Annotated in this window: 29 protein-coding genes; 10 read left to right on the top strand and 19 right to left on the bottom strand. The window is 39.1% G+C overall.

The genetic code is table 11. The annotated features are described in order from the left end of the window. Positions 1 to 11: 11 nt before the first annotated feature. The 5 genes from H5119_RS09150 to H5119_RS09130 form a co-directional block, all read right to left on the bottom strand. Positions 12 to 422: a hypothetical protein gene (locus tag H5119_RS09150; protein ID WP_182702001.1), complete on the bottom strand. Its 411-nt coding sequence runs from the start codon at positions 420 to 422 to the stop codon at positions 12 to 14. Further along, positions 409 to 1746 carry an ATP-binding protein gene (locus H5119_RS09145; RefSeq protein WP_182702000.1) on the bottom strand — a complete coding sequence of 446 codons (1338 nt, stop codon included), beginning with the start codon at positions 1744 to 1746 and terminating at the stop codon, positions 409 to 411. Before H5119_RS09145 ends, H5119_RS09150 begins: the two co-directional genes overlap by 14 nt. Continuing rightward, entirely contained in the window at positions 1740 to 2414 is a 675-nt protein-coding gene (locus tag H5119_RS09140; RefSeq protein ID WP_058548980.1) for a response regulator transcription factor, read from the bottom strand. The genes H5119_RS09145 and H5119_RS09140 overlap by 7 nt, the downstream gene beginning before the upstream one ends. 3 nt (positions 2415 to 2417) lie before the next feature. Next, the gene (locus H5119_RS09135; RefSeq protein ID WP_182701999.1) at positions 2418 to 2675 is read right to left on the bottom strand and encodes a hypothetical protein; all 258 of its coding nucleotides are present in this window, start codon (positions 2673 to 2675) and stop codon (positions 2418 to 2420) included. A gap of 161 nt (positions 2676 to 2836) precedes the next feature. Continuing rightward, the gene (locus H5119_RS09130; protein ID WP_182701998.1) at positions 2837 to 3139 is read right to left on the bottom strand and encodes a YciI family protein; all 303 of its coding nucleotides are present in this window, start codon (positions 3137 to 3139) and stop codon (positions 2837 to 2839) included. Positions 3140 to 3328: 189 nt separating this feature from the next. Here H5119_RS09130 and H5119_RS09125 point away from each other — a divergent pair, with 189 nt between their 5' ends. Then, positions 3329 to 4753, top strand: coding sequence for a sodium-dependent transporter (locus H5119_RS09125; RefSeq protein ID WP_182701997.1), 1425 nt, complete (start codon positions 3329 to 3331; stop codon positions 4751 to 4753). Between the two features lie 53 nt (positions 4754 to 4806). Here the strand turns inward: H5119_RS09125 and H5119_RS09120 are convergent, their stop codons facing one another. Continuing rightward, positions 4807 to 5448: a CPBP family intramembrane glutamic endopeptidase gene (locus tag H5119_RS09120; protein ID WP_182701996.1), complete on the bottom strand. Its 642-nt coding sequence runs from the start codon at positions 5446 to 5448 to the stop codon at positions 4807 to 4809. Positions 5449 to 5513: 65 nt separating this feature from the next. Beyond that, positions 5514 to 6089 carry an inner membrane-spanning protein YciB gene (locus H5119_RS09115; protein ID WP_182701995.1) on the bottom strand — a complete coding sequence of 192 codons (576 nt, stop codon included), beginning with the start codon at positions 6087 to 6089 and terminating at the stop codon, positions 5514 to 5516. Positions 6090 to 6280: 191 nt separating this feature from the next. Between H5119_RS09115 and H5119_RS09110 the strand changes: the two genes are divergently transcribed. Together H5119_RS09110 and H5119_RS09105 are read left to right on the top strand one after the other, a co-directional pair. Then, positions 6281 to 6550, top strand: a complete 270-nt coding sequence (locus tag H5119_RS09110) for an HU family DNA-binding protein (protein ID WP_077538106.1) — start codon at positions 6281 to 6283, stop codon at positions 6548 to 6550. A gap of 359 nt (positions 6551 to 6909) precedes the next feature. After that, positions 6910 to 7488, top strand: coding sequence for a type 1 glutamine amidotransferase domain-containing protein (locus H5119_RS09105; RefSeq protein ID WP_007582489.1), 579 nt, complete (start codon positions 6910 to 6912; stop codon positions 7486 to 7488). 64 nt (positions 7489 to 7552) lie between these two features. Here the strand turns inward: H5119_RS09105 and trpA are convergent, their stop codons facing one another. The 6 genes from trpA to H5119_RS09075 are packed head-to-tail and all read right to left on the bottom strand — an operon-like array spanning position 7553 to position 14141. Continuing rightward, complete coding sequence (gene trpA / locus H5119_RS09100; protein WP_182701994.1) at positions 7553 to 8374, bottom strand: tryptophan synthase subunit alpha; 822 nt, start codon at positions 8372 to 8374, stop codon at positions 7553 to 7555. Further along, positions 8371 to 9555 (bottom strand): tryptophan synthase subunit beta, encoded by a 1185-nt coding sequence (trpB, locus tag H5119_RS09095; RefSeq protein WP_182701993.1) that lies wholly within the window; start codon positions 9553 to 9555, stop codon positions 8371 to 8373. The genes trpA and trpB overlap by 4 nt, the downstream gene beginning before the upstream one ends. A gap of 7 nt (positions 9556 to 9562) precedes the next feature. Further along, positions 9563 to 10927 carry a bifunctional indole-3-glycerol-phosphate synthase TrpC/phosphoribosylanthranilate isomerase TrpF gene (gene trpCF, locus H5119_RS09090; protein WP_182701992.1) on the bottom strand — a complete coding sequence of 455 codons (1365 nt, stop codon included), beginning with the start codon at positions 10925 to 10927 and terminating at the stop codon, positions 9563 to 9565. Next, the gene (gene trpD / locus H5119_RS09085; protein WP_182701991.1) at positions 10920 to 11957 is read right to left on the bottom strand and encodes an anthranilate phosphoribosyltransferase; all 1038 of its coding nucleotides are present in this window, start codon (positions 11955 to 11957) and stop codon (positions 10920 to 10922) included. Before trpD ends, trpCF begins: the two co-directional genes overlap by 8 nt. Before the next feature lie 11 nt (positions 11958 to 11968). Next, on the bottom strand, positions 11969 to 12571 hold the full coding sequence (locus H5119_RS09080) for an aminodeoxychorismate/anthranilate synthase component II (protein ID WP_182701990.1): 603 nt from the start codon (positions 12569 to 12571) through the stop codon (positions 11969 to 11971). A 1-nt stretch (position 12572) separates the two neighbouring features. Beyond that, positions 12573 to 14141, bottom strand: a complete 1569-nt coding sequence (locus tag H5119_RS09075) for an anthranilate synthase component 1 (protein WP_182701989.1) — start codon at positions 14139 to 14141, stop codon at positions 12573 to 12575. Positions 14142 to 14605: 464 nt separating this feature from the next. Here H5119_RS09075 and H5119_RS09070 point away from each other — a divergent pair, with 464 nt between their 5' ends. The 5 genes from H5119_RS09070 to H5119_RS09050 all read left to right on the top strand — a co-directional run bounded on the left by H5119_RS09070 (position 14606) and on the right by H5119_RS09050 (position 18355). Beyond that, positions 14606 to 15460: an RNase RNM gene (locus H5119_RS09070; RefSeq protein WP_182701988.1), complete on the top strand. Its 855-nt coding sequence runs from the start codon at positions 14606 to 14608 to the stop codon at positions 15458 to 15460. Further along, positions 15457 to 16080 (top strand): L-threonylcarbamoyladenylate synthase, encoded by a 624-nt coding sequence (locus H5119_RS09065; protein ID WP_077538098.1) that lies wholly within the window; start codon positions 15457 to 15459, stop codon positions 16078 to 16080. The genes H5119_RS09070 and H5119_RS09065 overlap by 4 nt, the downstream gene beginning before the upstream one ends. A 3-nt stretch (positions 16081 to 16083) precedes the next feature. Then, the gene (locus tag H5119_RS09060; protein ID WP_182701987.1) at positions 16084 to 16920 is read left to right on the top strand and encodes a ScpA family protein; all 837 of its coding nucleotides are present in this window, start codon (positions 16084 to 16086) and stop codon (positions 16918 to 16920) included. Positions 16921 to 17227: 307 nt separating this feature from the next. Continuing rightward, positions 17228 to 17767 (top strand): cytochrome b, encoded by a 540-nt coding sequence (locus tag H5119_RS09055; RefSeq protein WP_077538096.1) that lies wholly within the window; start codon positions 17228 to 17230, stop codon positions 17765 to 17767. A 12-nt stretch (positions 17768 to 17779) separates the two neighbouring features. Continuing rightward, complete coding sequence (locus H5119_RS09050) at positions 17780 to 18355, top strand: YceI family protein (RefSeq protein WP_182701986.1); 576 nt, start codon at positions 17780 to 17782, stop codon at positions 18353 to 18355. A gap of 82 nt (positions 18356 to 18437) precedes the next feature. Here the strand turns inward: H5119_RS09050 and H5119_RS09045 are convergent, their stop codons facing one another. Further along, on the bottom strand, positions 18438 to 19280 hold the full coding sequence (locus H5119_RS09045; RefSeq protein WP_182701985.1) for a transporter substrate-binding domain-containing protein: 843 nt from the start codon (positions 19278 to 19280) through the stop codon (positions 18438 to 18440). 131 nt (positions 19281 to 19411) lie between these two features. Beyond that, a complete protein-coding gene (locus H5119_RS09040) occupies positions 19412 to 19579 on the bottom strand; it encodes a hypothetical protein (protein WP_007375427.1) in 168 nt (55 codons plus the stop codon). 369 nt (positions 19580 to 19948) lie between these two features. Here H5119_RS09040 and H5119_RS09035 point away from each other — a divergent pair, with 369 nt between their 5' ends. After that, positions 19949 to 20506, top strand: coding sequence for a hypothetical protein (locus H5119_RS09035; protein WP_182701984.1), 558 nt, complete (start codon positions 19949 to 19951; stop codon positions 20504 to 20506). Here H5119_RS09035 and H5119_RS09030 read toward each other — a convergent pair. Then, complete coding sequence (locus H5119_RS09030) at positions 20493 to 21296, bottom strand: hypothetical protein (protein ID WP_182701983.1); 804 nt, start codon at positions 21294 to 21296, stop codon at positions 20493 to 20495. The two genes, H5119_RS09035 and H5119_RS09030, sit on opposite strands and share 14 nt — an antisense overlap. 185 nt (positions 21297 to 21481) lie before the next feature. Here H5119_RS09030 and icd point away from each other — a divergent pair, with 185 nt between their 5' ends. Further along, the gene (icd, locus tag H5119_RS09025) at positions 21482 to 22750 is read left to right on the top strand and encodes an NADP-dependent isocitrate dehydrogenase (protein ID WP_182701982.1); all 1269 of its coding nucleotides are present in this window, start codon (positions 21482 to 21484) and stop codon (positions 22748 to 22750) included. A gap of 12 nt (positions 22751 to 22762) precedes the next feature. Here icd and H5119_RS09020 read toward each other — a convergent pair whose 3' ends face one another. The 3 genes from H5119_RS09020 to H5119_RS09010 all read right to left on the bottom strand — a co-directional run bounded on the left by H5119_RS09020 (position 22763) and on the right by H5119_RS09010 (position 24330). Beyond that, positions 22763 to 23209 carry a hypothetical protein gene (locus tag H5119_RS09020; protein ID WP_182701981.1) on the bottom strand — a complete coding sequence of 149 codons (447 nt, stop codon included), beginning with the start codon at positions 23207 to 23209 and terminating at the stop codon, positions 22763 to 22765. Between the two features lie 205 nt (positions 23210 to 23414). Then, positions 23415 to 23867 (bottom strand): GNAT family N-acetyltransferase, encoded by a 453-nt coding sequence (locus H5119_RS09015; RefSeq protein WP_182701980.1) that lies wholly within the window; start codon positions 23865 to 23867, stop codon positions 23415 to 23417. Between the two features lie 58 nt (positions 23868 to 23925). Continuing rightward, a complete protein-coding gene (locus tag H5119_RS09010; RefSeq protein ID WP_182701979.1) occupies positions 23926 to 24330 on the bottom strand; it encodes a DUF1801 domain-containing protein in 405 nt (134 codons plus the stop codon). Between the last annotated feature and the right edge of the window lie 147 nt (positions 24331 to 24477).

Below are 24477 nucleotides of genomic sequence, written 5' to 3'. Positions count from 1 at the left end.
AATTGTTATTTTTACAGTGCTGCTTTTAATACGTTGGTAAATTGATTGATTAATGTAATTTCGCAGAGTTTATAGTTAATTGCAGCTTGCGTTGCATTAGGTGATTGTAGCATGTAACGCAACTGACAACTGCTATCAGTGTACTTTTCATGATCAGTTATGCTGCGGTTAAATAAAAGAGATACTTGCGTATTACCTGTTTCTTCTTCTATTTTAGATAGCTCATATTGTCGCTTCATTATCCAGGTATTTTGCACTTGTTTTGCCTTTACAATCACGGTATCAAGGCATTGAATATAGCGTTTGGTTGTTTCAAGGTTTGCTTTAGCGGGTAAATCACACTCATCACCAGCAAAGCTTAATGGACTCATACCCAACAGAAGTAGCCAAAGTGAATTAAATAAATACTTATTTTTTGTCATTATAATTAAACTCTAAAATAAATTGAGCGCCGCCAAGGTTATCAGCTTCGGTAATAGTAAGTGTACCATGGTACGACTTAACTAAATCAGACACGATTGCCATACCAACACCATGCCCGCTTTCGTATGTATCGAGACGTGTACCACGAGTGAGTAAAGCCTCGCGTTTATCCTCTGGCACACCAGGGCCGTCATCGCTAATTGCAATACGTAATGTTTTACTTTGAACAACTTGTATTTCTACTTGTGAACGACACGCTTTACAGGCGTTATCGATTAAATTGCCAAGTAATTCCATTAAGTCTGTTTGATCGCCTAAAAAGTAATCCTTTTCAGTGACTGTACAATTAAAAATAATATCTTTATCGCGATACACTTTCGCCATTGCACTTAAAATTGAATCAAGTATGGGCTTAACCGGTGTTTGTTTTTTCCATGTATCGGAGGCCCCAGTGGCTGCTCGCTTTAACTGATGTTCGATCATCACATTAATACGGTCAAGTTGCTCTTGAGCATCGGCGTCGTTTGCAAGTGGGCTTGATTTTAAAACCGCAAGGGGAGTTTTCAGCGCATGAGCAAGATCGCTCAGTGACGCTCTATAACGTTCTTTTTGGCGTTGCTGCGACTCAAGGAGTAAATTTAGGTCAGCTTTGATTGTTTGTAACTCTACTGGATAAAGGCCTTTAATTTCCTGAATATCGCCAGATTCAATCGCTTTTATTTCTTTATCCAGACGTTGCAATGGGCGAGCGCTCCAGATAAAACCAACAGCCATGAGTCCTGCAATAGCAATCCCCATAATAAACATCCACTCTACAAGTGTTTGCTTAAAGCCGTCCATTAAACGTAGCAGGGCATCGTTACGCTTTAGTAGTATAAAGCGAGCTTGCTCTGATTGATCTATGTTGTTCAAAATAACAGTTAGGCTAAGTTGCCAGTACGCTGTATTTTTGTGTTTCACCAGTCTAAAGTCAGCAGCTCCCGCTTTGGTTTCGATTGTTTGAGGAGAAAAACTAACATTTACGGCTGACTCAGAATACCAAATAGGCTCATCGTCACGGTAGATCATTGCGTAAGTATCAGAGTTTAATCGGTTCAATTCAGGCGCTAAAATCGTACTTGGCATAATAATGCCGTGTTCAGTAAAGTCGACTTCAGATATAAGCGAGTAGAGCTGTGCTTCGAGGGTTTTTTCTGTCGCATCAACAAGTGAAGCATAATACGCTTTGCCAATTGAATAAAACAGGATTGGGAGTGCGACTAATAAAACAAAGACAAGGATAAATCCTTGCCTTATTTTTAACGATATTTGCGGTATTACCACTGACTTTTAAGCCTGTAGCCGCGCCCACGCAGAGTTTCTACAGGGTTTAATGTGCCTTCAGGGTCAAGTTTTTTACGTAAGCGTAATACAAATACTTCGATTACGTTTGAATCAAGGTCAAAATCTTGATCATAAATATGCTCAGTAAGCTCTGATTTAGAAATTACTTTTTGTGGATTTACCATCAAGTACTCAAGTACTTTGTATTCGTATGCTGTAAGACTAAGCTCTTTATCATCAACCCAAACCTGCTGAGAGCGGGTGTGTATTTTAATTGGGCCAGCAGTCATTTCTGGGTTTGCTTTGCCAGCACTTCGACGAATAAGTGCGTTACAGCGTGCGATTAATTCTTCTACATGAAACGGCTTTGTGAGGTAATCATCTGCACCTGCATCTAAACCTTCAACTTTATCTTGCCAGCGATCACGCGCGGTTAAGATTAAGATAGGGATAGTGATCCCCTGTGCACGCGCCTTGTTAATGAGTTCAATACCATCTATTTTTGGTAAGCCTAAATCAACCACAGCCATATCCAGCGGGTATTCTGTAATATGGAAAAGACCCGCTTCGCCATCGTGGCATAAATCCACGCTGTAACGCTCTTTTTCTAATGCATTACGTAGGTTATCTGCTAAATGTAAATCATCTTCTATAACTAAAATTCGCATTTGTTAATCCTTTTTCACTTCGCCGGTTTTTTTATTAATATGTAAATCAACGACGTGGCCGTCAGATTTGAGTATTCGTACGGTATAAAAATCTGTTTTTTCGGTGATTTTTAAGGTCTTACCATCTATAGTTTGCTTTGCAAGTATTACGGCTTTCTTTTTGTCCACCTCAGCATGAGATGTTTTCTCGGCCGTTGTTGCTTGGGCAAAGTTGGAAACACTCGCACTAGCAATAAAACAAAGGCTTAATAATACGCGCATAATAGAAAACTCCTAGACCAGACCCACTTAGTTTAATTAAGTAAGTTACTAAAATTCAAGTAAAAACGTTAAATTCGTTTTTATCATAGTAATTTTAATTACAATCCTGTGAACAAACCCTGAATTAGCCTGCAATACTCGCTTACAGGGCCAAATACACCTTAAGCAGGAAACACTTTTTTAAATGGTTTAACAACCGTGTTTTCATATACGCCGGCAGCAATATACGGATCAGCTGCTGCCCACTCGCGCGCCGCTTCAAGCGAATCAAACTCGGCAACGACTAAAGAGCCGGTAAAACCTGCCTCTTGAGGATCGTCACTGTCCACTGCTGGAAGTGGACCTGCAGTAAATAAACGATTTTGCGCGTCAAGCTTACTTAGGCGTTCTAAATGTGCTGGGCGTGCAGCTTTTCTTAACTCTAAGCTGTTTTCAACGTCAGTTGAGTGAATCATGTACAACATAAGGAGTCTCATTAAATTTGTTAAATTTGATTAATCGAATACTACCACAGCGTTGAAAATTGGTGAATTAAAAGCGTATTTACGTAGGTTTACACTTGGATTTTATTTTTACGCTGTAATTGCTTGAAAATCGCTGTGTAACACTGGTAGAGTCGCTGGAATATACAAAATAATAAAAAGGTTTCATGTATGAGCGATAATAGAGAGCGATTTAGCTCCCGTCTCGGATTTATTTTAGCGGCGGCAGGTTCTGCTGTTGGTATTGGTAATTTAGTAGGTTTTCCTGTCTCTGCTACCAAAAATGGTGGTGGCGCATTTTTATTAATTTATGCTTTATTTGTCGTATTCATTTGCTTACCTGTCATGATGGCTGAAATGGCAATGGGTCGAAATGCTCAAAAAGATCCTCTTGGATCGTACAAGTTGTTAGCAAATAACGATAAAAAATGGAAGTTTGCAGGCTTTTTAGCTGTACTTACGCCATTTATGATTGCTGTATTTTACATGGTAATTACAGTGTGGATTTTTGGCTACTTAATGCAAACAGGTCTGGGGAATTTAGATTTACTCGCTGAACCTAGTCATTTTGGTGTTTTTATTAATAGCTACACTGTTTTTGGTTATATGGCGGTGGTGGTTGTTATTGTTAACTTAATTTTATTAGGGGGTGTTAAGCAAGGCATAGAAAAAGCCGCTAAATTTCTGATGCCAGCGCTTCTAGTCATGCTGCTTGCTTTGGTTATCTATGTATTAACACTTGATAATGCAATGGCGGGTGTTAAATATTATATTATCCCTGATTTTTCTAAAATGAGTGCAAGCGTTCTTAATGGGGCGTTAAGCCAGGCATTTTTCTCGCTGTCGTTAGGTATGGGTATATTAATGACTTACGCGTCGTACATCTCTAAAAAGGATGACATTGTAAGTAGTGCAAAAATGGTAGCAATTACTGACTCGTTAGTCGCATTTGTCGCAGGTCTTATGGTGTTACCGGCTATATTTAGTTTTGATCCAAACACAGATCCAACAGCACTTTCTGACTCGTCAGTGTCGATGATTTTTGTGTATTTGCCGAAAATATTATTAGCACTGCAAAATGATATCGGGTACGTAGGTGCATCGGTTGTCGCGTTTTCGTTCTTCTTGTTGGTATTTTTTGCTGCAATTACATCATTGGTATCTATTGTTGAAGTACCCACAGCTACATTAAGCGATCGCAAAGGGATTAGTCGTAAAAAAGCACTAGGTATTTTAACACTTACAACTGGCGTGCTCACTATTTTATGTACTATGTCGTTTGGTATGATTGACAGCCTTACCTCATTTACCAGTTATGGCGGTGTAAATAAGAGCTTTTTCGATATTATTGTTGATGTATTTTACGACACAATTTTACCGCTTAATGGCTTAATGGTGTGTTTGTTTGTAATGTACCGCTGGAAAAAAGCACGTTTGACACAAGAATTAAGCTTAGGTTCGCCTAATTATGCTGGAAGCTTAATGGAAAAATACGTTAACTTTTCGCTTTCAACATTTATTCCAGTCATATTGGCTGTGATATTTATAAATACAGTCGCGACTAAGTTTTTTGACTTAAAAATATTTGGCTTTTAAATACAGCCCCAATTAAAAAAGCCGCACTTGCTGCGGCTTTTTTGTGTGTAATTTTAATTAAATGCGCCTGAGTCGAGGTAGCTGCCAATCCCGAGCGTAAACATCCACAGCCCCCATAAGCTATGCTCAATAACGCACACAAAGGTTGATCGGCTTTGTGCATAAGTAAATGCAAACAGTAACCCGCCTAAAAAGGCTAAAGCTACGGCAATCCAATTGGCATACACAATATGCGCCAACGCAAATGCACTCGCACTAACTACAATACGCACTGCTTTTTTTGGCATGATGCGTTTATAGCGATGAAAAAAGTACGTTCTGAATATTAATTCTTGGGGAATAACCGAAAGCACAGGATAGAGTAATAACAATAAAAGCCAATCATTGAAAGAATTACGGGGAAGGGTAAACCAGTTGCCCTGATGAATAATCCCGTAAAACATACCCGAGAACAGCGCACCTAAAAAAAAGAAGCTAAATAGGCGTCTTTTAACAGCAGAAAATTGCCCAAGGCTTGTGAGTCTAAACCGTTTAAAATGGGGATCGCCCAGTAGCAACATACAACATACACTCATCAAAATAATAAGCGCAGGAATAAGCCAGTTAGCTAAATAGTCACGTAAGCTAAAGCCCAGCAAGGGCAGTAAAATAAAAATGAGGGTAAATTCAAACCAGCGGTATTGATTGGCGTTCAAGGTCGTCTCAGGTTGTTTTTTTAATAAGCTATCAAGCTAAGACGACACTTTTATGACGAGGGGGCTTACTTTGCAGGCTCTTCTTCATCAGGGAAGTATTTATATAAGGCGATAATAGTGGCAAAAATGCTTACAAAAGTAATACCCATTAAACCAAACACTTTAAAGTTAACCCAAAAGTCGAGCGAAAAATTATACGCAATATAAATGTTTAGTGCCGCTATACCAGCAGTTATAGCAACCCACATTAGGTTAAGCTTATCCCATAATGGTTCTGGGACAACAATGGCTTGTTTTGTATCATTAGCGTTTTCGAGGATTGAGCTAAGCGCTTTTTTAACGAGATTTTTATTAAGTACATAACGGCTAACAAGTAACGTTAAACTTAAACCTGCGTATATGAGTGTTGCTTTCCATTTAATGTATTGCTCATCATGAAGTACCAGCGTTAACGTACCAAACACGGCAGCAATGCCAAAAAATATCCACTGACGAGTAGGCACAGTTCCATGTTTAAAGTAGCTGTAAGCAACTTGAATGAGCGTAGTGGCTATTAGTAAACCAGTCGCCCAGTAAATATCGACTAGCTTAAAAACGGCAAAAAACAGTATGAGTGGAATGTATTCAATTAATGCGTGCATAGTCTACCTAAATTATACAAAAAAGAGTCAAAGGCTTTTTACCACATAAAGCTTAGCAACTACAAGGTTGACTTGTTGCCCTGTAAGCCTTAGCCTGCGTGGCTTTATTGCCAATTTGGTTTGGTATTTTTTATATCATCATATTCCCACGCTTAACGAACACTGATTTTGCGTGTATTTAGGAGCCTAAAATGAACAAAGCAGAACTTGTTGCTGCCATCGCGCACAAAAGTGAATTAACAAAAAAAGATGCTCAAGCGGCACTTTCAAGCTTGCAAAAAGTAATTACTAAATCGCTTTCTGAAGGTGATCAGGTTCAAATTAATGGCTTTGGTACGTTTGCACTAAGTTACTATCCAGCACGTACTGGGCGTAACCCGCAAACAGGCGCAGCAATTGAAATAGAAGGCGCAAATAAAGCGGTTTTTAAACCGGCTAAAGCGTTAAAGGATCTACTTTAAATAGCATTATTTAGCTTGGTCGTTGATTGAGCTTTCCTTGAAGTTATTAAACATAAAAATTGTGGGCTTTGCCCATCACGCCAACAAGTTGTGCGTCTACAAAAATAAACATAATGCTGAGCGTTAGTTGTAGGCGTCGAGCTTGCTCACGCGAGAAGCGAAGCTTCTCTATTTAAATCACCAAGTACCAAAGCTATGTTTGATCTATGTAGTTTTTTCATCCCTTCTAAATGATTTACATGGCATCATAAACTATATTCTAATTTTCTCCTTTATTTTCAATTGCTTGTTTTCGGCACGCATCGTGCTTTTTAACTGTGTATTTTAAATATACCTTTTAAGAAAATAAGGAGATCTCAATGAGTACATTACAAACAAGCACACGTTTACAAGGCAAAAAAATTGCAATTTTAGCCACTGATGGATTTGAGCAAAGTGAGCTTTTATCTCCACGCAGCGCATTACTCGATGCTGGTGCAAACATCGAAATAGTATCAATTAAAGAAGGCCAAATTACTGGCTGGGATGAAGACAAGTGGGGCGATAAAGTAACAGTAGATAAACTAGTTACAAACGCGGACCCTGCTGATTACGATGCGCTTATGCTCCCTGGTGGCTTATTTAATCCAGACAGTTTACGCCAAGATAAAGATGCTAAAGCCTTTATTGATGGCTTTTTTGGCGCAGAAAAAAATAAACCCGTTGCTGCAATTTGCCATGCGCCTTGGTTATTAGCTGAAATTAATAAATTGCGCGACCGCACCATTACCTCTTTTCCAAGTATTAAAAGCGATTTAATTAATGCAGGCGCTAATTGGGTTGACCAAGAAGTATGTGTAGATAAAGGTTTAGTAACAAGCCGAAGCCCAGCAGATTTAGAAGCATTTAATGCTAAATTTATTGAAGAGATTTTAGAGGGTAAACACCAAGCTCACTAATTTGCTTTTCAAAAACAAAAAAGGGCATTTAATTGCCCTTTTTTAATGTGTAAATTTACACTTTTTATAATGCGGTTGCGGCTTTCATTTCACTAACAAATGCTTTTAACTGCGTTGTCATTGCGTCTAAATCGTTAAGGTTAGCTTCAATAATTTTAACTACAGCAGAGCCTGAAATAGCACCTGCTGCGCCTGCGTTAAGTGCGGCTTTTACATCATCTGGTGTTGAAATACCAAACCCTAAAAGAGCAGGAGCTGCATGGTATTCTTTTAATTTAGTGACAATATTACCCGCTGGCATTTGTGCTTTAGTATCGGTACCGGTAACACCAGCGCGCGATAGTAAATACGTATAACCACGACCGTAAGAGGCGCATTGGCGAAGTGTGTCATCATCTGCATTAGGTGTGGCAATAAAAATTGGGTCTACACCGTTATCCATTGCCGATTTTCTAAATATTTTAGATTCATGCAGAGGCACGTCAGCCACTAAAATAGAGTCTACACCTACCGCTTTTGCATCTTTGTAAAATGCTTCTATGCCGCGCTTAAAAACAAGGTTTGAGTAAAGCAATAATCCAATTGGAATATCGGCGTTATACTCGCGTATTTCTTTAATAATATCAAAGCAATCTTGCGTGTTAATGTGCACATCAAGTGCGCGAATATTAGCTTTTTGAATTACTGGACCATCTGCAATTGGATCTGAAAACGGAATACCAAGCTCAAGCGCATCAGCGCCGCCGTCAATTAGACTTTTAATAATCGCAATACTTTGCTCTTTACCTGGGTCGCCAATCGTTACAAATGGTACAAATGCACCTTGTTTTTGCTCGTTAAGCGCTGCAAACATTTTGCCGTAACGATCCGTTTTTACTTGGCTCATAGCTGACCTCTTTCAGTTAGTACATTGTGAACGTGTGCTAAATCTTTATCGCCACGACCACTTAAATTAATCACTATAACACTTTCCTCGGTTAGCTCCTCTGCGTACTTAAGCGCATAAGCTAGCGCATGGCTTGATTCAAGTGCCGGAATAATCCCTTCATTTTTAGCAAGCGATTGAAACGCATCAAGCGCTTCTGTATCGGTAATACCCACATATTGAGCGCGACCAGTTTCGTGTAAAAATGCATGCTGAGGACCAACAGCTGGGTAATCAAGGCCTGCTGATACAGAGTAAGACTCTTCAATTTGGCCATCGTCATTTTGCATAATGTACGTATAAGTACCGTGTAATATACCTTTAGTGCCTTTACAAATTGTTGCACCGTGCTCATTTGTATCAAGCCCCTTACCTGCAGGCTCAACACCAATTAATTTAACGCCTGGCTCGTCAATAAAGTCGGTGAACATACCAATTGCGTTTGAACCACCACCAACACAGGCAATAACAGCGTCAGGTAAACGACCTTCGGCTTTAAGTACTTGTTGTTTAGCTTCTTCACCAATAACTTTTTGATACTCACGTACAATTGTTGGGAATGGGTGAGGACCTGCGGCTGTACCTAGTAGGTAATGCGCGTCTTGATAATTTGCTGACCAGTCACGCAGTGCTTCATTTACTGCATCTTTTAATGTGCCAGAACCCGCTGTAACAGGAATAACTTCTGCGCCCATTAACTTCATTCTAAATACGTTTGGTTGCTGACGTTCAACGTCTTTTGCGCCCATATAAATACGACATTTTAAACCCAATAATGCACATGCAAGCGCGGTTGCAACACCGTGTTGACCTGCGCCTGTTTCAGCAATCACTTGTTTTTTACCCATGCGCTTAGTAAGTAACGCTTGGCCAAGTACTTGGTTGGTTTTATGTGCGCCGCCGTGTAGTAAGTCTTCACGCTTTAGATACAGTTTTACTTTTGGGTTTTTAACTAAATTGCGCGTTAAAGTAAGTGGGGTAGGACGACCCGCATACTCGTTTAATAATTTACTTAGCTCAGCCTGAAACTCAGGATCTTTTTGTGCTTTGTTAAATTCGTTTTCTAACTGCTTAAGCGCAGGGACAAGTAACTCAGGTACAAACATACCGCCAAACTCGCCAAAATAAGCTGGATTTTGCATTTTAACCTCAATAATTTCTGATGCTTGTAAAAGCATTATGTAATTTGTTAGGGCACTTTTTACCCGCAGATTCTTCAACGCCTGAGTTTAAATCAAGGCCTAAGGCACCTTTAAAAAGCGCATCTTTAATATTGTCTGGATTTAAGCCTCCAGCGAGCATAAACGGTGTGGTTGCATCATGAAGCACCGACCAATCAAATGCTTTACCTGTACCGCCAGCTTGTGTATCGCTGTGTGTATCGTAAAGGTGTCGGTCAACGCCATTTACAGGCGTTGGCAATGCATCTTTTATTGCTTGGGCTTTCCAAATCTCGCAGCCGGTAGGTAACTGTGTACGCAGCTGAGCGATGTAATCGTCACTTTCTTGACCATGTAATTGAACTGCCGCCAATTTTAGCACACTTGCGTATTGAGCAACTTGATCAATTGGGGCATCTACAAACACACCCACAAAATTAAGCGGGGCACTTTGGCTCAGCTCTTTTGCGCAATCTAAATCAACATAGCGTGGCGATTTAGGATGAAAAATTAAACCGCCATAAACAGCACCGTTTTGATATGCCGCTTGTGCATCTTTGGTACGTGTTAAACCACATACTTTATTGTCACCTAGAATAACACGGCGACATGCTTGCTCTAAATCACGCTCGCCCATAAGTGAGCTGCCAATTAAAAAGCCATCGCATAATGGGGCTAAACGTTTTACGTCTTGATGGGTATAAATCCCCGATTCCGAAATAACCACTTTATCAGCCGGAATAAGCTTACGTAGTTTTTCAGTAGTGGCTAAATCGGTGCTTAAATCGCGTAAATCGCGGTTATTAATACCAATAATTTGTGCATCAAGCGCAAGTGCACGGTGTACTTCTTCTTCATTACTTACTTCGGTTAATACCGACATATTTAGTGAATCGGCAACAGCATGCAGTGCTTTATAGCTTTCGTCATCAAGTACCGAAAGCATCAGCAATATAGCGTCACCGCCATAAATACGCGCCATATACACTTGGTACTCATCTATAAAAAAGTCTTTACAGATAAGCGGTTGCTCTACTTGGCTGCGCACAAATTCGAGGTAATCAAAGCTGCCTTGAAAATATTTAGCATCAGTTAACACGCTCATGCAGGTAGCGTATTTTTTATAAACTGATGTGATTTCGGTTAAATCAAAAGGCTCTCTAATTAACCCTTTTGAAGGCGATGCTTTTTTACACTCTAAAATAAACTGAGTGCCAGGTGCTGCAAGTGCTTTATAAAAGCTACGGCTTGTAGGCACTGCCAGGTGTTTAAAGCTTTCAAGCGGACGTGCAGCTTTACGCTCAATGAGTTCTAATTTTTTATCAGTAACAATTTTGTCTAATACATTAGCCATTACTTACCTCAACAATTGCATTTAGTGTGTTCATGGCTTGCCCTGAACTTAATAATGTTTGTACTTGTTTTGCCCCTTCTTTTAACGTTTCTGCTTTACCTGTTAGGTATAAAAGGGCAGCTACGTTAACCACAATAGCAGCATTATGTGCATCTGTGCCTTTGCCTTGTAAAATGGCAAGGCTAGCATTTGCGTTGTATTGTGGGCCTTCACCAGCGAGTTGTTCAAGTGAATAGTTTGCAAGGTCGAAGTCGCTTGGGTTTAGTGTGTACTGCGTAATCTCGCCATTATTTAGCTCAACTACCGTTGTTGGGCCGTGTAGAGCTATTTCGTCAGTGCCCGAGCCGTGAACAATCATAGCGCGCTTTGTGCCAAGGGTTTTAAGTGTTTGTGCCATTGGCATACATAACGCTTCGTTATACACACCTAACAATTGCACATCAGGTGCTGCTGGGTTAGCAAGCGGGCCTAAAATATTAAAAATAGTGCGTGTTTTAAGCGCTGTACGCACGCCCATCGCATGGCGTACGCCACTGTGATAGTGCGGTGCAAATAAAAAGGTAAAATTGGTTTGCTCAAGGCATTTTGCTGCCTGCTCTGGGCTCATATCTATATTAATGCCCAGCGCTTTTAGTAAGTCGGCAGAGCCTGAATTACTCGATACACTGCGATTACCATGTTTTACCATGTTAATGCCGGCAGCAGCGGCAACTATGGCAGCTGTTGTGCTTATATTAATTGTGTTTGAACCATCGCCGCCAGTGCCACAGCTATCGGCAAGTTGTGTACTGCTGGTAGTAAAAGCAACAGCGTTTTCGCGCATTGAGGCTGCAGCACCTGCTATTTCATCGCTTACTTCGCCTTTAATTTTAAGGCTTATTAGTAGGGCAGTTAGCTCAATCTCGCTCATGTTACCTTGCATTATTTCATCAAACAGTGCTTTGGCGTCTGCGTAGCTTAATGATTGCCCTGCAATTAGTTGTTCAATAGCGTGTTGAACATTTATGGGTTGTTCTGGTTGTGTACTCATAATGTCCTCTTTTATTTGGCACGTGTTAAGTAAGCGACACTTTGCTGAAGTAGCATTGCGCCGTTTGGCGTCAGTATTGATTCTGGATGAAACTGGTAACCCAATGTGTTGTCATCATGATGATAAATAGCCATTGGGATATCTTCGTACTGGGCAATAACATTTATATTATCAGGCACTTTTGTTGCCATTAATGAATGGTAACGTGCTACAGGCATTGTATTACCCATACCATCAAATACAGGATGTTCGCCTAATTTAATAATTGAAGACTTACCATGTACGGTTTCACCCGCGTGACCGATTACTCCACCGTAGCTTTGTGTTAACGCTTGTTGGCCTAAACAAATGCCTAAAATTGGGAAGTGGCCTTTAGAGAGCTCAATAAGCTCCATTAAACAGCCTGCATCGCTTGGTGTGCCAGGGCCTGGGGAAAGTACTAATAGCACTGGTCCTTGCTCTTGGCGCATTTTATTAAAAATAACCTCAGCGCTAATGTTGTTTCTGTAAACAACGAGTTCGCAGCCAAGCATCGTAAGCTCATCAACTAAGTTATATGTAAATGAGTCAAAGTTATCTAAAAAATAGATTTTAATAGGATTCGCTTTACTCATTTTATACCGCCTTATACGTAGATTTTATGGCGGTGATAACCGCTTGTGCTTTAGCGCGAGTTTCGTTTGCTTCTGAAATAGGGTCTGAGTCAAACACCACACCGGCACCAGCCTGTACATAAGCTATATTATTTTTAACAAAAGCAGAGCGAATAACAATACAGCTATCCATTGCGCCATCACCGGTTAAGTAACCAACAGCGCCGCCATAACTGCCACGGCGTTTCCCTTCTGTTTGACGTACAAGCTCAGCAGCACGTACTTTTGGTGCACCAACAAGGGTGCCCATGTTCATACACGCTTGGTAAGCGTGTAGTGCATCAAGTTCTGGTTTTAATGTGCCAACAACGCGTGATACTAAATGCATTACCTGTGAATAGCGGTCTACTTTTAATAACTCTTTGGCAAAACGCGTACCTGCAACACTAATGCGGGCTACGTCGTTACGTGCTAAATCAACGAGCATTAAATGCTCGGCGCGTTCTTTTTGATCGTTTCTAAGTTCAAGCTCAATGCGGCTGTCTAGGTCTGGATTTATTTGCCCATTAGCAAATTTGCCACGTGGGCGAGTGCCCGCAATTGGGTATACTTCAACTTGCTGAGATTGCACTGTGTATTTAAGTGCTGATTCAGGCGATGCGCCAAATAATGCAAAGTCTTCATCGCGCATATAAAACATGTAAGGGCTTGGGTTTTGCTTTTTAAGCTGGCTATACGCATGTAAAGAATCAGGGCAAGGTAGTGAAAATGTACGCGACGGCACTACCTGAAAAATATCACCATCTACAATGTTCTTTTTAAGCTTAACCACTTGCTCGCAGTAAGTGTCATCGTCTATATCGACGCTTACCTCACACTCGCCACTTTGCATATCCGCACTAAATTCTGAAGCGTTATCGCACAGCGTATTTAATCGCTCTAATTCTTTACCTACTTCAAAGCAGTTAGCGTGTACGTCTGGGCCGTTAAATACATTACCAATGAGTTCGGTTGTTTGTTTTTGATGATCAATAACAACTAAGGTTTCGGCTAAATAAAACACGTAATCTGGGCACGTATTTTCGCCATCAGGTACATCACTCAACTGCTCAAAATTTGCTACCATATCGTAGGCAAATACACCGCCTAAAAATAACGAAAATGGATTGTTAGTTGTGCTTTTAATACTGTTAATACACGTACGTAAAGCACTAAATGCGTTATCGGCAACGAGCTTGCTTGCTTCATCTGTATCGCCGCTTGTATCTAAATAACAAAGGGTCAGTGTTGCGCCGTCTAAAGTTGCATCACAGCTTTTAACATTTGCCTGCAAGTAGCTCAGTAGTTGTTGCCCATTATTAGATTGAGCAGTAATAGTGACTGTTTTACCTTGGCATACAATGCGCAGGGCACAGTCGACTAAAATTAAACTTTTTACACTGTCTTTAGAATCAATCTCAGCCGATTCAAGCAGTAGTGAGTTAGGCTTATTAAGTGCAGCGTATAATGCAAGAGGACTACTAATATAGTCGCGTACTTGCGTAATGCTTGTTACTTCGCCTGGTGTGGTAGTTATATGACTAAAAATCAAACCTCATTCCCTCAAAAAATTAAACCCCGCAATGCTTTAGCAATGCGGGGTTTGAATAACGATATCTAAATTACAAACAGATCATTACCGTCCCGCTATATCAGGCGCCACCACCAACGATGTGTAAGAGTAAGACCGTTATTCATGTTTTTCTGCCTCAAAATTTATTAAATATTTTTAACGTAAACGTTTCGTAAAATTTAGTTATAAAAAAACCCGCATAGTTGCGGGTTTTGAATTTTTGTTAGACACGACAATTCATCACCCGATAATTACGAGTGCCACCACCAAATAGTGTTTAAGTTTGAATTGATCATTATTGTTAATTCTTAATGTGTCTTAAAGTGGCTACAGTAAAACGTATCTTATGCTTTTGTGTCAAGTGTTTATTTAAAACAATTTAGTCAAAAAAGTTGTTATACTTACATAAACACCAGTAACCCTTAATTTTAAGCAGTTTTCTTTTGATAAAATACGATTTACATAGTCATACCACACATTCAGACGGGCGTTTAACGGTTGAAGAATTATTGCATCGCGCTGTTGATAAAAATATTGATGTGTTTGCTATTACCGATCACGACACTGTGGCGGCTATTAAGCCTGCGCAGCAATTTATTGAAGCAGAAAACTTACCGCTTTCATTAATAACGGGTACCGAAGTGTCTACCAAATGGGAAAGCTTCGAAATTCATATTGTAGGTTTAAATATTGATATTAATAATATTGACCTTACCTCTTTATTATCGGCTCAGCAGCAAAAGCGAGAAGAGCGTGCACTAGATATTGGTGTTCGCCTTGCAAAAAATGGCTTTGATGGCATTTACGAACAAGCTAAAGAGCTGGCAAAAGACGCACAAATTACGCGAGCACATTTTGCACGCGCCCTCATTGAGCGCGGTGTAGCCAAAAATTTTCCAGGTGTTTTTAAAAAGTACTTAGGGCGTGGTAAAACAGGCTACGTGCCAAGTTGCTGGTGCACTATGCAAACCGCTATTGAAGCAATACATGCCGCTGGTGGTGTTGCTGTACTTGCGCACCCAAGTAGCTATCAAATGTCAAACAAGTGGCTACGCAAATTATTAGTAGAATTTAAAAGTGCAGGGGGGGACGCAATGGAAGTTGCGCAACCTCAACAAGCGCCAAGCGAGCGTCAGTTTTTAGGTGAACTCAGCCGTGAGTACGAACTACTTTGCTCGCAAGGATCTGATTTTCATTTTCCGACAAGCTATTTAGAGCTTGGTAAAAATTTATACCTACCAAAAGATTGCCAAGGTGTTTGGCAAGTTTGGGAAGGACAAGAAGGGGCATTAACATGAGTCAATTATTTCATATTCATCCTGATAACCCGCAACCAAGACTGATTAGTCAAGCCGTTGATATTATTAAACAAGGCGGCGTTGTTGTTTACCCAACAGATTCGGGCTACGCCATCGGTTGTAACATTGGTAATAAGCAAGCCAAAGAGCGCATAGAGCGTATTCGTGATATAGATAAAAACGATAATTTTACGCTAGTTTGCCGAGATTTGTCGGAGCTATCTACTTACGCACGTGTAGATAATCAGCTATTTAGATTAATAAAAAATAATACGCCAGGGCCATATACCTTTATTTTTAAAGGTACAAAAGAAGTCCCTAAACGTTTATTAAACGACAAGAAAAAAACTATTGGCATGCGTGTCATTGAACACCCAATTGCGTGTGCGTTGCTTGCCGAGCTTGGAGAGCCGCTAATGTCGTGTTCATTAATTTTACCAGGGCAACAGTTTACCGAATCAGATCCTGATGAAATTCTAGAGCGATTAGATAAACACGTTGATTTAATTATTCACGGTGGTTACTTAGCAGAGCAAGCGACTACAGTAATAGATTTATCAGAAGATGAAGTTAAAATATTACGTGTTGGTTGTGGTGATACAAGCCCGTTTGAGTTGTAAGTAGTGAGCGAAAGTACAGCTGATACAAAAAATAGTGAAAAGCCAGTACAACAAAAGCTGCCACTGGCTTTTTTGCATGGTAAAGCGGTTGTAGATAAACCTGAAGATTTATACATTCCACCCGATGCGCTTGAAATTATATTAGAAACCTTTGAAGGCCCACTCGATTTACTGCTTTATTTAATTAAAAAGCATAAGCTTGATGTGCTCGAACTTTCTATATTTAGTATTACAGAGCAGTATGTAAGTTACGTTGAAATGATGACCGAGTTTCAGCTCGAACTTGCCGGTGAATATTTAGTTATGGCTGCGTTACTTGCACAAATTAAATCACGCTTATTACTCCCTGTGCACGAAGAGCTTGAAGAAGAGGAGGACCCTCGCGCTGAGCTTATTAAACGCCTGCAAGAATATGAGCTGTTTAAAAAAGCTGCCGAAAATCTCGATGACATCCCCCGTGTTGGCCGTGACATTTTTATAGCACATGCCGCGATGCCAATAAGTGAAGACACAAGCCAAAATCTCCCCGATATTGAACTTAAAGACTTAATGCTGGCGCTGAGTGATGTAATGGCGCGTGCAAAAACCTTTGAACATCATCAAATTACTGCCGAAGTACTTTCAACCCGAGAGCGGATGAGTCAAATACTACAGCAACTATCGCAAGCAAACTCAGCGGTGGTATTTAATGCGCTTTTTACGCCAAATGAAGGGCGAAGTGGTGTAGTGGTTAGTTTTATAGCTATGCTTGAGCTTATTAAAGAAGGACTTGTTACCTGTTTGCAAGTAAGCCCTGAGAGCTTAATTTATGTCAGCTTGAGCGAGCAATCCACCCTATAAACTTATCAGTTTAATCCTCTCATACCAACCTGCATGAATATTTGAGCAATTTAACGAATTAAATTGCACTATTACGTCGTTAAAATTTTTTATTTAGAACAACTAGATACAAAAATTTCTGCCTCGTCCTAGCGTAATTTTCTTAACGTTAAATAGACCCCATATACAAACAGATTGGTATTATTTGCAAAACTGACTTTAAATATCAAAGTTCTGTGCGTATACGCACGTAAAGTGTTTGTAAATGTTATTTTCATTTATGGCTATGCATTATATTGTATCGCCATAGCATTATAGGAAGTTACACATGTTTAAAAATACACTTTCATCTTACGGACTTGTCGCCATTATTTTACATTGGCTCATGGCGCTGACTATTTTTGGACTGTTTGGCTTAGGTTTATATATGGTTGAGCTGACTTATTACGATAGTTGGTATAAAGGCTCTCTCGATTTACATAAGAGTATTGGTATTACACTTGTGGCCGTATTTTTATTTAGAATTGTATGGCGTGCTTTATCTACACAGCCTAAACCATTAGGTGAAAGTAAAGGCATCAACCAATTAGCGCATACGGCGCATATTGTCATGTATATTATAGTGGCTGTTATTGTTGTTGCTGGGTACTTAATATCGACCGCAGACGGGCGACCAATTGAAGTTTTTACCTTGTTTAATATTCCGGCGTTTGATTTTGCTTTTGACAGCCAAGCCGATATTGCAGGAAAAGTACATTATTACAGTGCATGTGTTTTAATCGGTTTTGTAGTATTGCATGCACTTGGGGCGTTAAAACATCACTTTATCGACAAAGATAAAACCTTACTAAGAATGATCAAACCATAAAGGATGATTAAAATGAAAAAATTACTATTAAGCACGGCAGTCTCTGCGGCAATGATACTTTCGGCAACAGCCGCCAATGCAGCTGATTATGTTGTTGATACAAAGGGTGCTCACGCGTTTGTAAACTTTAAAATTAAACATTTAGGCTACAGCTGGTTGCATGGTCGCTTTAATACATTTGATGGTAAATTTAATTACGATGCTAAAAATCCTAATGCGTCGCAAATTATGGTTAACATTGATACTGCAAGCCTAGATTCGAATCATGCTGAGCGTGATAAGCATTTACGCGGTAAAGACTTTTTAAATGTTGATAAGTACCCAACAGCAACCTTTAAAAGCACAAGTATTAAATTTGAAAGTGATTCTGGCGAAGTGACGGGTGACTTTACGTTACATGGGATCACTAAAACGATTACTTTCGAAATCGAAAAAATTGGTGAAGGTAACGATCCATGGGGTGGTTATCGTGTAGGTTTTGAAGGTGAAACGAGTTTAAAGCTTGCCGATTACGGTATTGATTACAACTTAGGACCAGCATCTACGCATGTTGATATAGGTTTATTTATAGAAGGAATTCGTCAGTAATATCGTTATTAAATAAAAAAAACGCCACTTGTGTGGCGTTTTTTGCATAACAGAAACTCAAATTAAGCGGCTTTAACTCCACTTATTTTGTGCCATTTATACGTGATTGCAATAGCGGCCTTAAATGCTCAGGTAACCAACGCATAAGCACGTCATTATAAGCTTGTGTTTTTTTAATCACTTTAAGTTGCTCATTAAGGATCGTTATATCCTTCGCACCTTGTTCATTCTTAGTGCAGCCAATAAAACCATAACTTAAAGCAGGTGATTCTATGAGTGCACGCTGCGTTAAATTTTTATCAAAATGCATCGACTTAGCTAAATAGTAATGCTCACTTGGGTAACCCAATAAAATATCGATTCGTTTTAAATTCAGCATGTAAGTGAGGCTTGCTAGGCTGTCGCGAGTAGGTCTTATTACTAAGTCTATATCAGGGGTTGTATTTATAATGGTATCAATTTCTTTACCGTATGAGCGACTCATTGAAACACCCAGCGTCAGCTTTTTATCACGTATTAAGTTTAACAACGACACCTCAGTGGCATTAGGTAGTTCAAGTGCATCAGCCAGTTTGTTATGCATAGCAATTGAAGGTGATAAGCCTGTTGTTGAGCTTTCATCAGTGAAGTAAATATGCCGTTTTCTGTAATCATTTTTATAAAGCGATAATGCACAGACGTTTTGAGAGACATTTGATAGCTCTTGAATTACTTTACCAGAAGGTATGATGACTCGGTTAAAAGTAATTGTGGGTAATTGCTTTTGAAGAAGGGAGATTATGCTTTCGTCACGGCCTTGGTGTTGGTACTGGCCGTTTAAAATATAATAAGGTGCAAAGTCGTGCGTTAACCAATTAATGATTTTAGCATTAGCTACGGGGCTTAAATAACTAAATAATATAAAGGTTAAAAATATACGAGGCATTAACGCGGCAACCAATAGTTATTATCCTAAGACCATTGTAACCACTAAAGTGTTAAAAAGTAAAATGCCAGCAACGAGGCTGGCAAAATATTTTTTAGTAATTGCGGATAAAAGGCAATTAATGTTTTTGTTTAACTGGCTTTTAGCCACTTAACAAATTGGCGCGCATCACTCGCTTTTTGAAATAATGCATTTTTTAAACCTTGTGTATCACTAAAGATCACACGATGTTTGTTTACTGAAATAGATTGCACTGGATGTGCAATTTGGATCATAGACCCATTATATTTATAAGACATAATAAAACTCACTTTATTCTTGTTATTTATTCTGCGCTATATTTTTATAGCAAAATGCAGTTAATAAATAAACGATGTTGTGTTTAGCTTCATTACAGTGTTGACGATCTTTATGACACTTTTGCGATGATAGTAAAATTCATCTCGGTATTATTTAAGGGGTTCTCGCCGTACAATAACTTAGCTTTCAAATATACGTTTTGCGGGGCTTACTGGATCAGGGTAAATGGTTAACCGCGGTGGTTTATTTAAACCAGAGAGGGAAAGTAACTTAAATATATATTTAGCGCAAGCTATTTATGCGGTATTATTTATAATAAATCTTATCAACTGCTTACAAAGCCAATTTTTAGTTAATAAAGGATAAGTATGAATTACCTGATTGTGAGTGATATTTTTGGTTTAAGCACTGCTTTAGTGCAGTTATCAAAAGAAGTTAGTGCTAATGTATCGATTGTGGACCCTTACAACAGTAAAGTTCAAGCCATTGAAAGTGAACAAGATAATTACAATAACTTTATTGAACAATGTGGGCATGATAAATATACAGCCAAACTTCATAAATGCTTTAATGAGCTCAAAGTTCCTACAACCTGTATTGCATTTAGCGCTGGAGCAAGTGCTGCATGGCGGGCGCAGTTATTAACAGGCAATACACACCTTAAAAAGCTAATTGGATTTTATCCATCGCAAATCCGTAATTATTTAGCGTTAGGTTCAAACGTGCCGTGTGAGTTTATTTTCCCTAAACGCGAAGCACATTTTAATGTTGATGAAATTATTTCAAAATTAAGCGCTAAAGCTAGCGTAGAGTGTAACAAAGTAGACTATTTACATGGTTTTATGAATCGGCACTCGCCCAATTTTGATGAACTAGGATACAGCGATTTCTGTAGTTACTTAAAAAGTAGTGCTACAACTGATTAAGCTGTGATTTTGTAATTGTGGGAAAGTCAGTACGGCTATTGTACTTTACGTATAGGTTTGAAAATACACTACTTTTAGATAGTTTATCGAGATTTTTTATAAACGTTTTAGCATCAGAACGTGAGGCTCTACAGCATACTTGATACGCTTTGATTACATGTGCAACTGTTTTTCCTTGCTTTTGCAGTGCTAAATCAGCTTCTACAAAAAAAGCAGCGCCTGTCCAGTAAACACGTTGCTGGGCACGCTGCCTCCACATATCGGCAGAAAGCTTATCAAGCGGTTGATTTTTAGTCCTGGTTTGCAAGCGTGCGCGGTCAAATCCTGCATTTAATCGCTGTACAAACTGTGGCTGGGTAATTATACCGCTATCACGCATTACCACGTTTTGCATATAACTGGCAAAACCTTCACTTAACCAAAACCCTGAATAAGGCAATAATGGTAAATATAAGTGTGCAAGCTCATGATACAGCGTCCAATCTTTAGTAAATGCCTTTAAACTGGCGTAGCGATCTATATGTAGCTCAAGCCCATCAGGATTATTACGTTTAACAGTGGCCCAAGGCACTGGCTCAGAAGCAAAGTATTGCGGTTTTAAATAAATAGGCAAGATACTTTGTTGTAAAGGGCCCAAGGTGTTTTTTGTTTTTTCAACACTTTGATTAACCCAAGTCGATACCGTTTTTTGGCCGTTATTTGAGAGCGAGCTGAGGTTATGTATTACTACTTCAATGGCCAGCGAGTTAAAAGCGATTGTTGATAACAGTAATACTAAAAAGAGTTTCATTAACGTGCTCCGCTTAATTTAATGGCTAATACGATAAGGCTAACTAAACAAGACCAACCCATGACGTAAATAGTCACAGTTAATTTGTTATTTTTTAAAGTGATAGTAACTATAAAAGTACATATACAGACACACCTTAGTTAACATGCTTTAATTGTGTTTATAAAAATTTGTAGGTGTTAGCAATGCAGTACCAACATATAAATGTGCCAGAGCAAGGTCAAAATATAATAATAGACGGCCATGGGCAATGGCATATCCCGGCTGAACCTATTATTGCTTATATAGATGGTGATGGGGTGGGCTTAGATGTTATGCCTGTAATGCGCTATGTTGTGGATAGCGCCATTACTCACTGTTATAAAAAAGATAGGAAAATTCATTGGATGCAGGTTTACAATGGTGAACAAGCAGCTAAATTATATGATGGTGATTGGTTTCCACAAGAAACAATTAATGCGGTACGTGCTTGTAAAATCGCTATAAAAGGACCATTAACAACCCCGCTGGGTGGTGGCTTTCGTTCACTCAATGTAGCGCTCCGGCAAGAAATGGATTTGTTTGTAAATATGCGAGCAATTAAAGGCTTTAGCGCGCTTCCGTCCCCTCTAAAAAATCCTTTTTTAACTAATATAACTGTACTGCGAGATAGCAGCGAAGATGTGTATTCAGGCATTGAATGGCAAGCCGGCAGTGTTGAAAGTGAAAAGATGCTCGATTTTTTATGTGAAGAAATGGGGGTAACGCGCTTACGATTTACACAAGAATGCGGCATTGGTATTAAAAACATATCAAAAGAAGGCTCTGAACGTTTAATTCGTTATGCTATAAACTATGCTCTTAACAATAACAGCGACTCATTGACCATTGTGCACAAGGGGAATGTACTTAAATTTACTGATGGTGCATTTAAACGTTGGGGGTTTGCGCTGGCTAAAAAAGAGTTTAATGCGACAAATCATCAAAATGGTCGTTGGTTACAAATAGAGCGAGCAGGGTACGCGCCTCTAGTTATTAAAGAAGTAATAGCAGATAACATGCTGCAGCAATGTTTAATGCACCCAGAGCAGTTTGATGTAATAGCAACGACCAATCAAAACGGCGACTTTTTAGCAGATATGCTAAGCGCCCAAGTTGGCGGTGTTGGCATAATGCCGGCAGCTAATTTAAATAATGAAGTGGCTTTTTTTGAACCCACTCATGGTACGTTCGAGCGAATTGCTGGGCAAAATAAAGCGAACCCGAGCAGTAGTATTTTAAGTGCAGTATTAATGCTTAAGTTTATGGGCTGGAAAGAGGCCGCATTACTAATAGAAAATGCGTTAGAGCAAACATTTAAAAGCGGTGAAGTAACCTTTGATTTAATAAAAGAGCACACCGATAACTCAAGTCTTCATAACTCGACAACCTTAACGTGTACAGAGTTTGCGCAAAAGGTTATCGAGCATTTTTAAACACAACCATTATTAAGCTGCTGATGCATTAGCAAGTTGTAAACTGTGCATGCAAGGGCGGTTAGTTAATTGTGCAGCGCGGTGGTATAAGGCATGTGCACTTGGCTCATCACAATGTGTACCGCTAAGTGTATCCATTAATGCAACAACAATAATGGCAGGTACTTGGCAGCAGTATTCATCAAGAACGGCTTCTGTTGTTTGTGCATCTACATGACAGTGCGGATGATTTTGTTGCTGATATGCATTTAACAGTGTACTGACTTCAAGTGTGTCATTTGCTTGATGCTTATTTTTACGGCACGTACACCCAAACTCATCTACAAGTGTTGCTAATGCTTGATAAACCTCAGTAGTTTTTAAAGTTGCTGTTGTGCACAGCAGCTCTTCAATGAACTGATGTAAGTTAGCATCAATGAATAATCCGTCTTGTCGTGTGAAAGTTGCTGTCGTTGGCATAATAATTACTCTTAGTTTGTTGGCTTAACTTCACTCTAGCGCTAAGTGTATTATTAATGAAATTGTTGTTTTCAATAACTGATATTGATTTGATCAATATTAAGCTAAAGTGGTCTTAACTTTCCGTAATTGCTGCTCAGTGGCGTATAAAAATAAGGCTAAACATTGAATAAAAATAAAGGCTTACTTTTAATTACCACAAAGGTCAACACGCGCTAATAGACATCGCAATTTTTTCAATACCATGTGAAGGAGTCCATCTTTTATATTCCACGAAACCATGTTTTTTATATAAATTGATTGCTGGTGTATTAGCAACTGCCGTCTCGACTATTGCCAGTGAAACCGGTGTTATTGCTAACACACTTTCTAATAATTTATGTGCGATACCTTTTCTAAAATAATCAGGATCAACGGTTAAACTACAAATATCTAAACAGTAATTTTTTATATCTACTTCAATAACGGCAGCTAAACATTCGTTCTCGTGATAGCTATAAAAGAGCGTTTCTGAATTTTTTATATCGTTGACGGTACGTGATAATGGAGGGAAATTAAGCACATCAATAAGTTGAGCTTCAATAGTATAAGCGCGTTGAAATATTATAAAAATCGCTTTCGCAATACGGTCATTGGTATTATCAAGTTTATTTATCATTAACGGAGACCTTTTAAGTGCTGTTGAACTATGGAGATTGATGTGCAGCATTGAGTGATTATGCACCAAGTAATCTTAAGTGCTTGATTTTTTTATAGCGTAATGACATCGAGATACAGTGCGCTAGTTCTTTATAAGGTACAGCTTGGTTAATTTTAAATACAATGGCACGATTACCCTCGTATATAAAAGTGTCGCCGTAGATCTCTTTAAACGTATCTACGAGTGATGTTTTACAGTTGAAATAAATAAAATACTGCTCAGGGTATTTATTTTTCCAATCAATCCTAATGGTACTGCCAATTTTAGAAATGTAACTAGGCTCCCCCCATTTTAATGTTTCTGTTATATCAGAAATTCCGTCATGCCTGGCAACTTCAAAAATAAGATCACGTAGCGCATTAAGTAAAATACTCACGTTAACGGGGTAAGTACTAAATTTTTTCTGTACGATTATGTCCATTTAATCATCCAATTTAAATACAATGAGGTTTAGAAATTACTTATTTCATTAAAACAATAAACATAGTGAAGTATTTATTTTGATTCAATTATTCATCGCACGTCAAGATATCGCTTCAACCGCTTATATCTTTGATAAAATGACCAT

The organism is Pseudoalteromonas sp. SG45-5 (assembly GCF_014164085.1).
GTDB lineage: Bacteria > Pseudomonadota > Gammaproteobacteria > Enterobacterales > Alteromonadaceae > Pseudoalteromonas > Pseudoalteromonas aliena.
The sequence above is the reverse complement of the archived record's forward strand: the minus strand, read 5'-3'. Positions and strand labels throughout refer to the sequence as shown.

Coding starts and splice junctions, on each gene's coding strand:
- H5119_RS09040 (WP_007375427.1), bottom strand. CDS start 19,579: ATGTCTTATAAATATAATGGGTCTATGATCCAAATTGCACATCCAGTG.
- H5119_RS09055 (WP_077538096.1), top strand. CDS start 17,228: ATGTTTAAAAATACACTTTCATCTTACGGACTTGTCGCCATTATTTTA.
- H5119_RS09015 (WP_182701980.1), bottom strand. CDS start 23,867: ATGATAAATAAACTTGATAATACCAATGACCGTATTGCGAAAGCGATT.
- H5119_RS09105 (WP_007582489.1), top strand. CDS start 6,910: ATGAGTACATTACAAACAAGCACACGTTTACAAGGCAAAAAAATTGCA.
- trpA (WP_182701994.1), bottom strand. CDS start 8,374: ATGAGCCAAGTAAAAACGGATCGTTACGGCAAAATGTTTGCAGCGCTT.
- trpCF (WP_182701992.1), bottom strand. CDS start 10,927: ATGGCTAATGTATTAGACAAAATTGTTACTGATAAAAAATTAGAACTC.
- H5119_RS09035 (WP_182701984.1), top strand. CDS start 19,949: ATGAATTACCTGATTGTGAGTGATATTTTTGGTTTAAGCACTGCTTTA.
- H5119_RS09150 (WP_182702001.1), bottom strand. CDS start 422: ATGACAAAAAATAAGTATTTATTTAATTCACTTTGGCTACTTCTGTTG.
- H5119_RS09125 (WP_182701997.1), top strand. CDS start 3,329: ATGAGCGATAATAGAGAGCGATTTAGCTCCCGTCTCGGATTTATTTTA.
- H5119_RS09080 (WP_182701990.1), bottom strand. CDS start 12,571: ATGAGTAAAGCGAATCCTATTAAAATCTATTTTTTAGATAACTTTGAC.
- H5119_RS09115 (WP_182701995.1), bottom strand. CDS start 6,089: ATGCACGCATTAATTGAATACATTCCACTCATACTGTTTTTTGCCGTT.
- H5119_RS09045 (WP_182701985.1), bottom strand. CDS start 19,280: ATGCCTCGTATATTTTTAACCTTTATATTATTTAGTTATTTAAGCCCC.
- H5119_RS09110 (WP_077538106.1), top strand. CDS start 6,281: ATGAACAAAGCAGAACTTGTTGCTGCCATCGCGCACAAAAGTGAATTA.
- H5119_RS09140 (WP_058548980.1), bottom strand. CDS start 2,414: ATGCGAATTTTAGTTATAGAAGATGATTTACATTTAGCAGATAACCTA.
- H5119_RS09010 (WP_182701979.1), bottom strand. CDS start 24,330: ATGGACATAATCGTACAGAAAAAATTTAGTACTTACCCCGTTAACGTG.
- H5119_RS09020 (WP_182701981.1), bottom strand. CDS start 23,209: ATGCCAACGACAGCAACTTTCACACGACAAGACGGATTATTCATTGAT.
- H5119_RS09050 (WP_182701986.1), top strand. CDS start 17,780: ATGAAAAAATTACTATTAAGCACGGCAGTCTCTGCGGCAATGATACTT.
- H5119_RS09135 (WP_182701999.1), bottom strand. CDS start 2,675: ATGCGCGTATTATTAAGCCTTTGTTTTATTGCTAGTGCGAGTGTTTCC.
- H5119_RS09030 (WP_182701983.1), bottom strand. CDS start 21,296: ATGAAACTCTTTTTAGTATTACTGTTATCAACAATCGCTTTTAACTCG.
- H5119_RS09130 (WP_182701998.1), bottom strand. CDS start 3,139: ATGTTGTACATGATTCACTCAACTGACGTTGAAAACAGCTTAGAGTTA.
- icd (WP_182701982.1), top strand. CDS start 21,482: ATGCAGTACCAACATATAAATGTGCCAGAGCAAGGTCAAAATATAATA.
- H5119_RS09065 (WP_077538098.1), top strand. CDS start 15,457: ATGAGTCAATTATTTCATATTCATCCTGATAACCCGCAACCAAGACTG.
- trpD (WP_182701991.1), bottom strand. CDS start 11,957: ATGAGTACACAACCAGAACAACCCATAAATGTTCAACACGCTATTGAA.
- trpB (WP_182701993.1), bottom strand. CDS start 9,555: ATGCAAAATCCAGCTTATTTTGGCGAGTTTGGCGGTATGTTTGTACCT.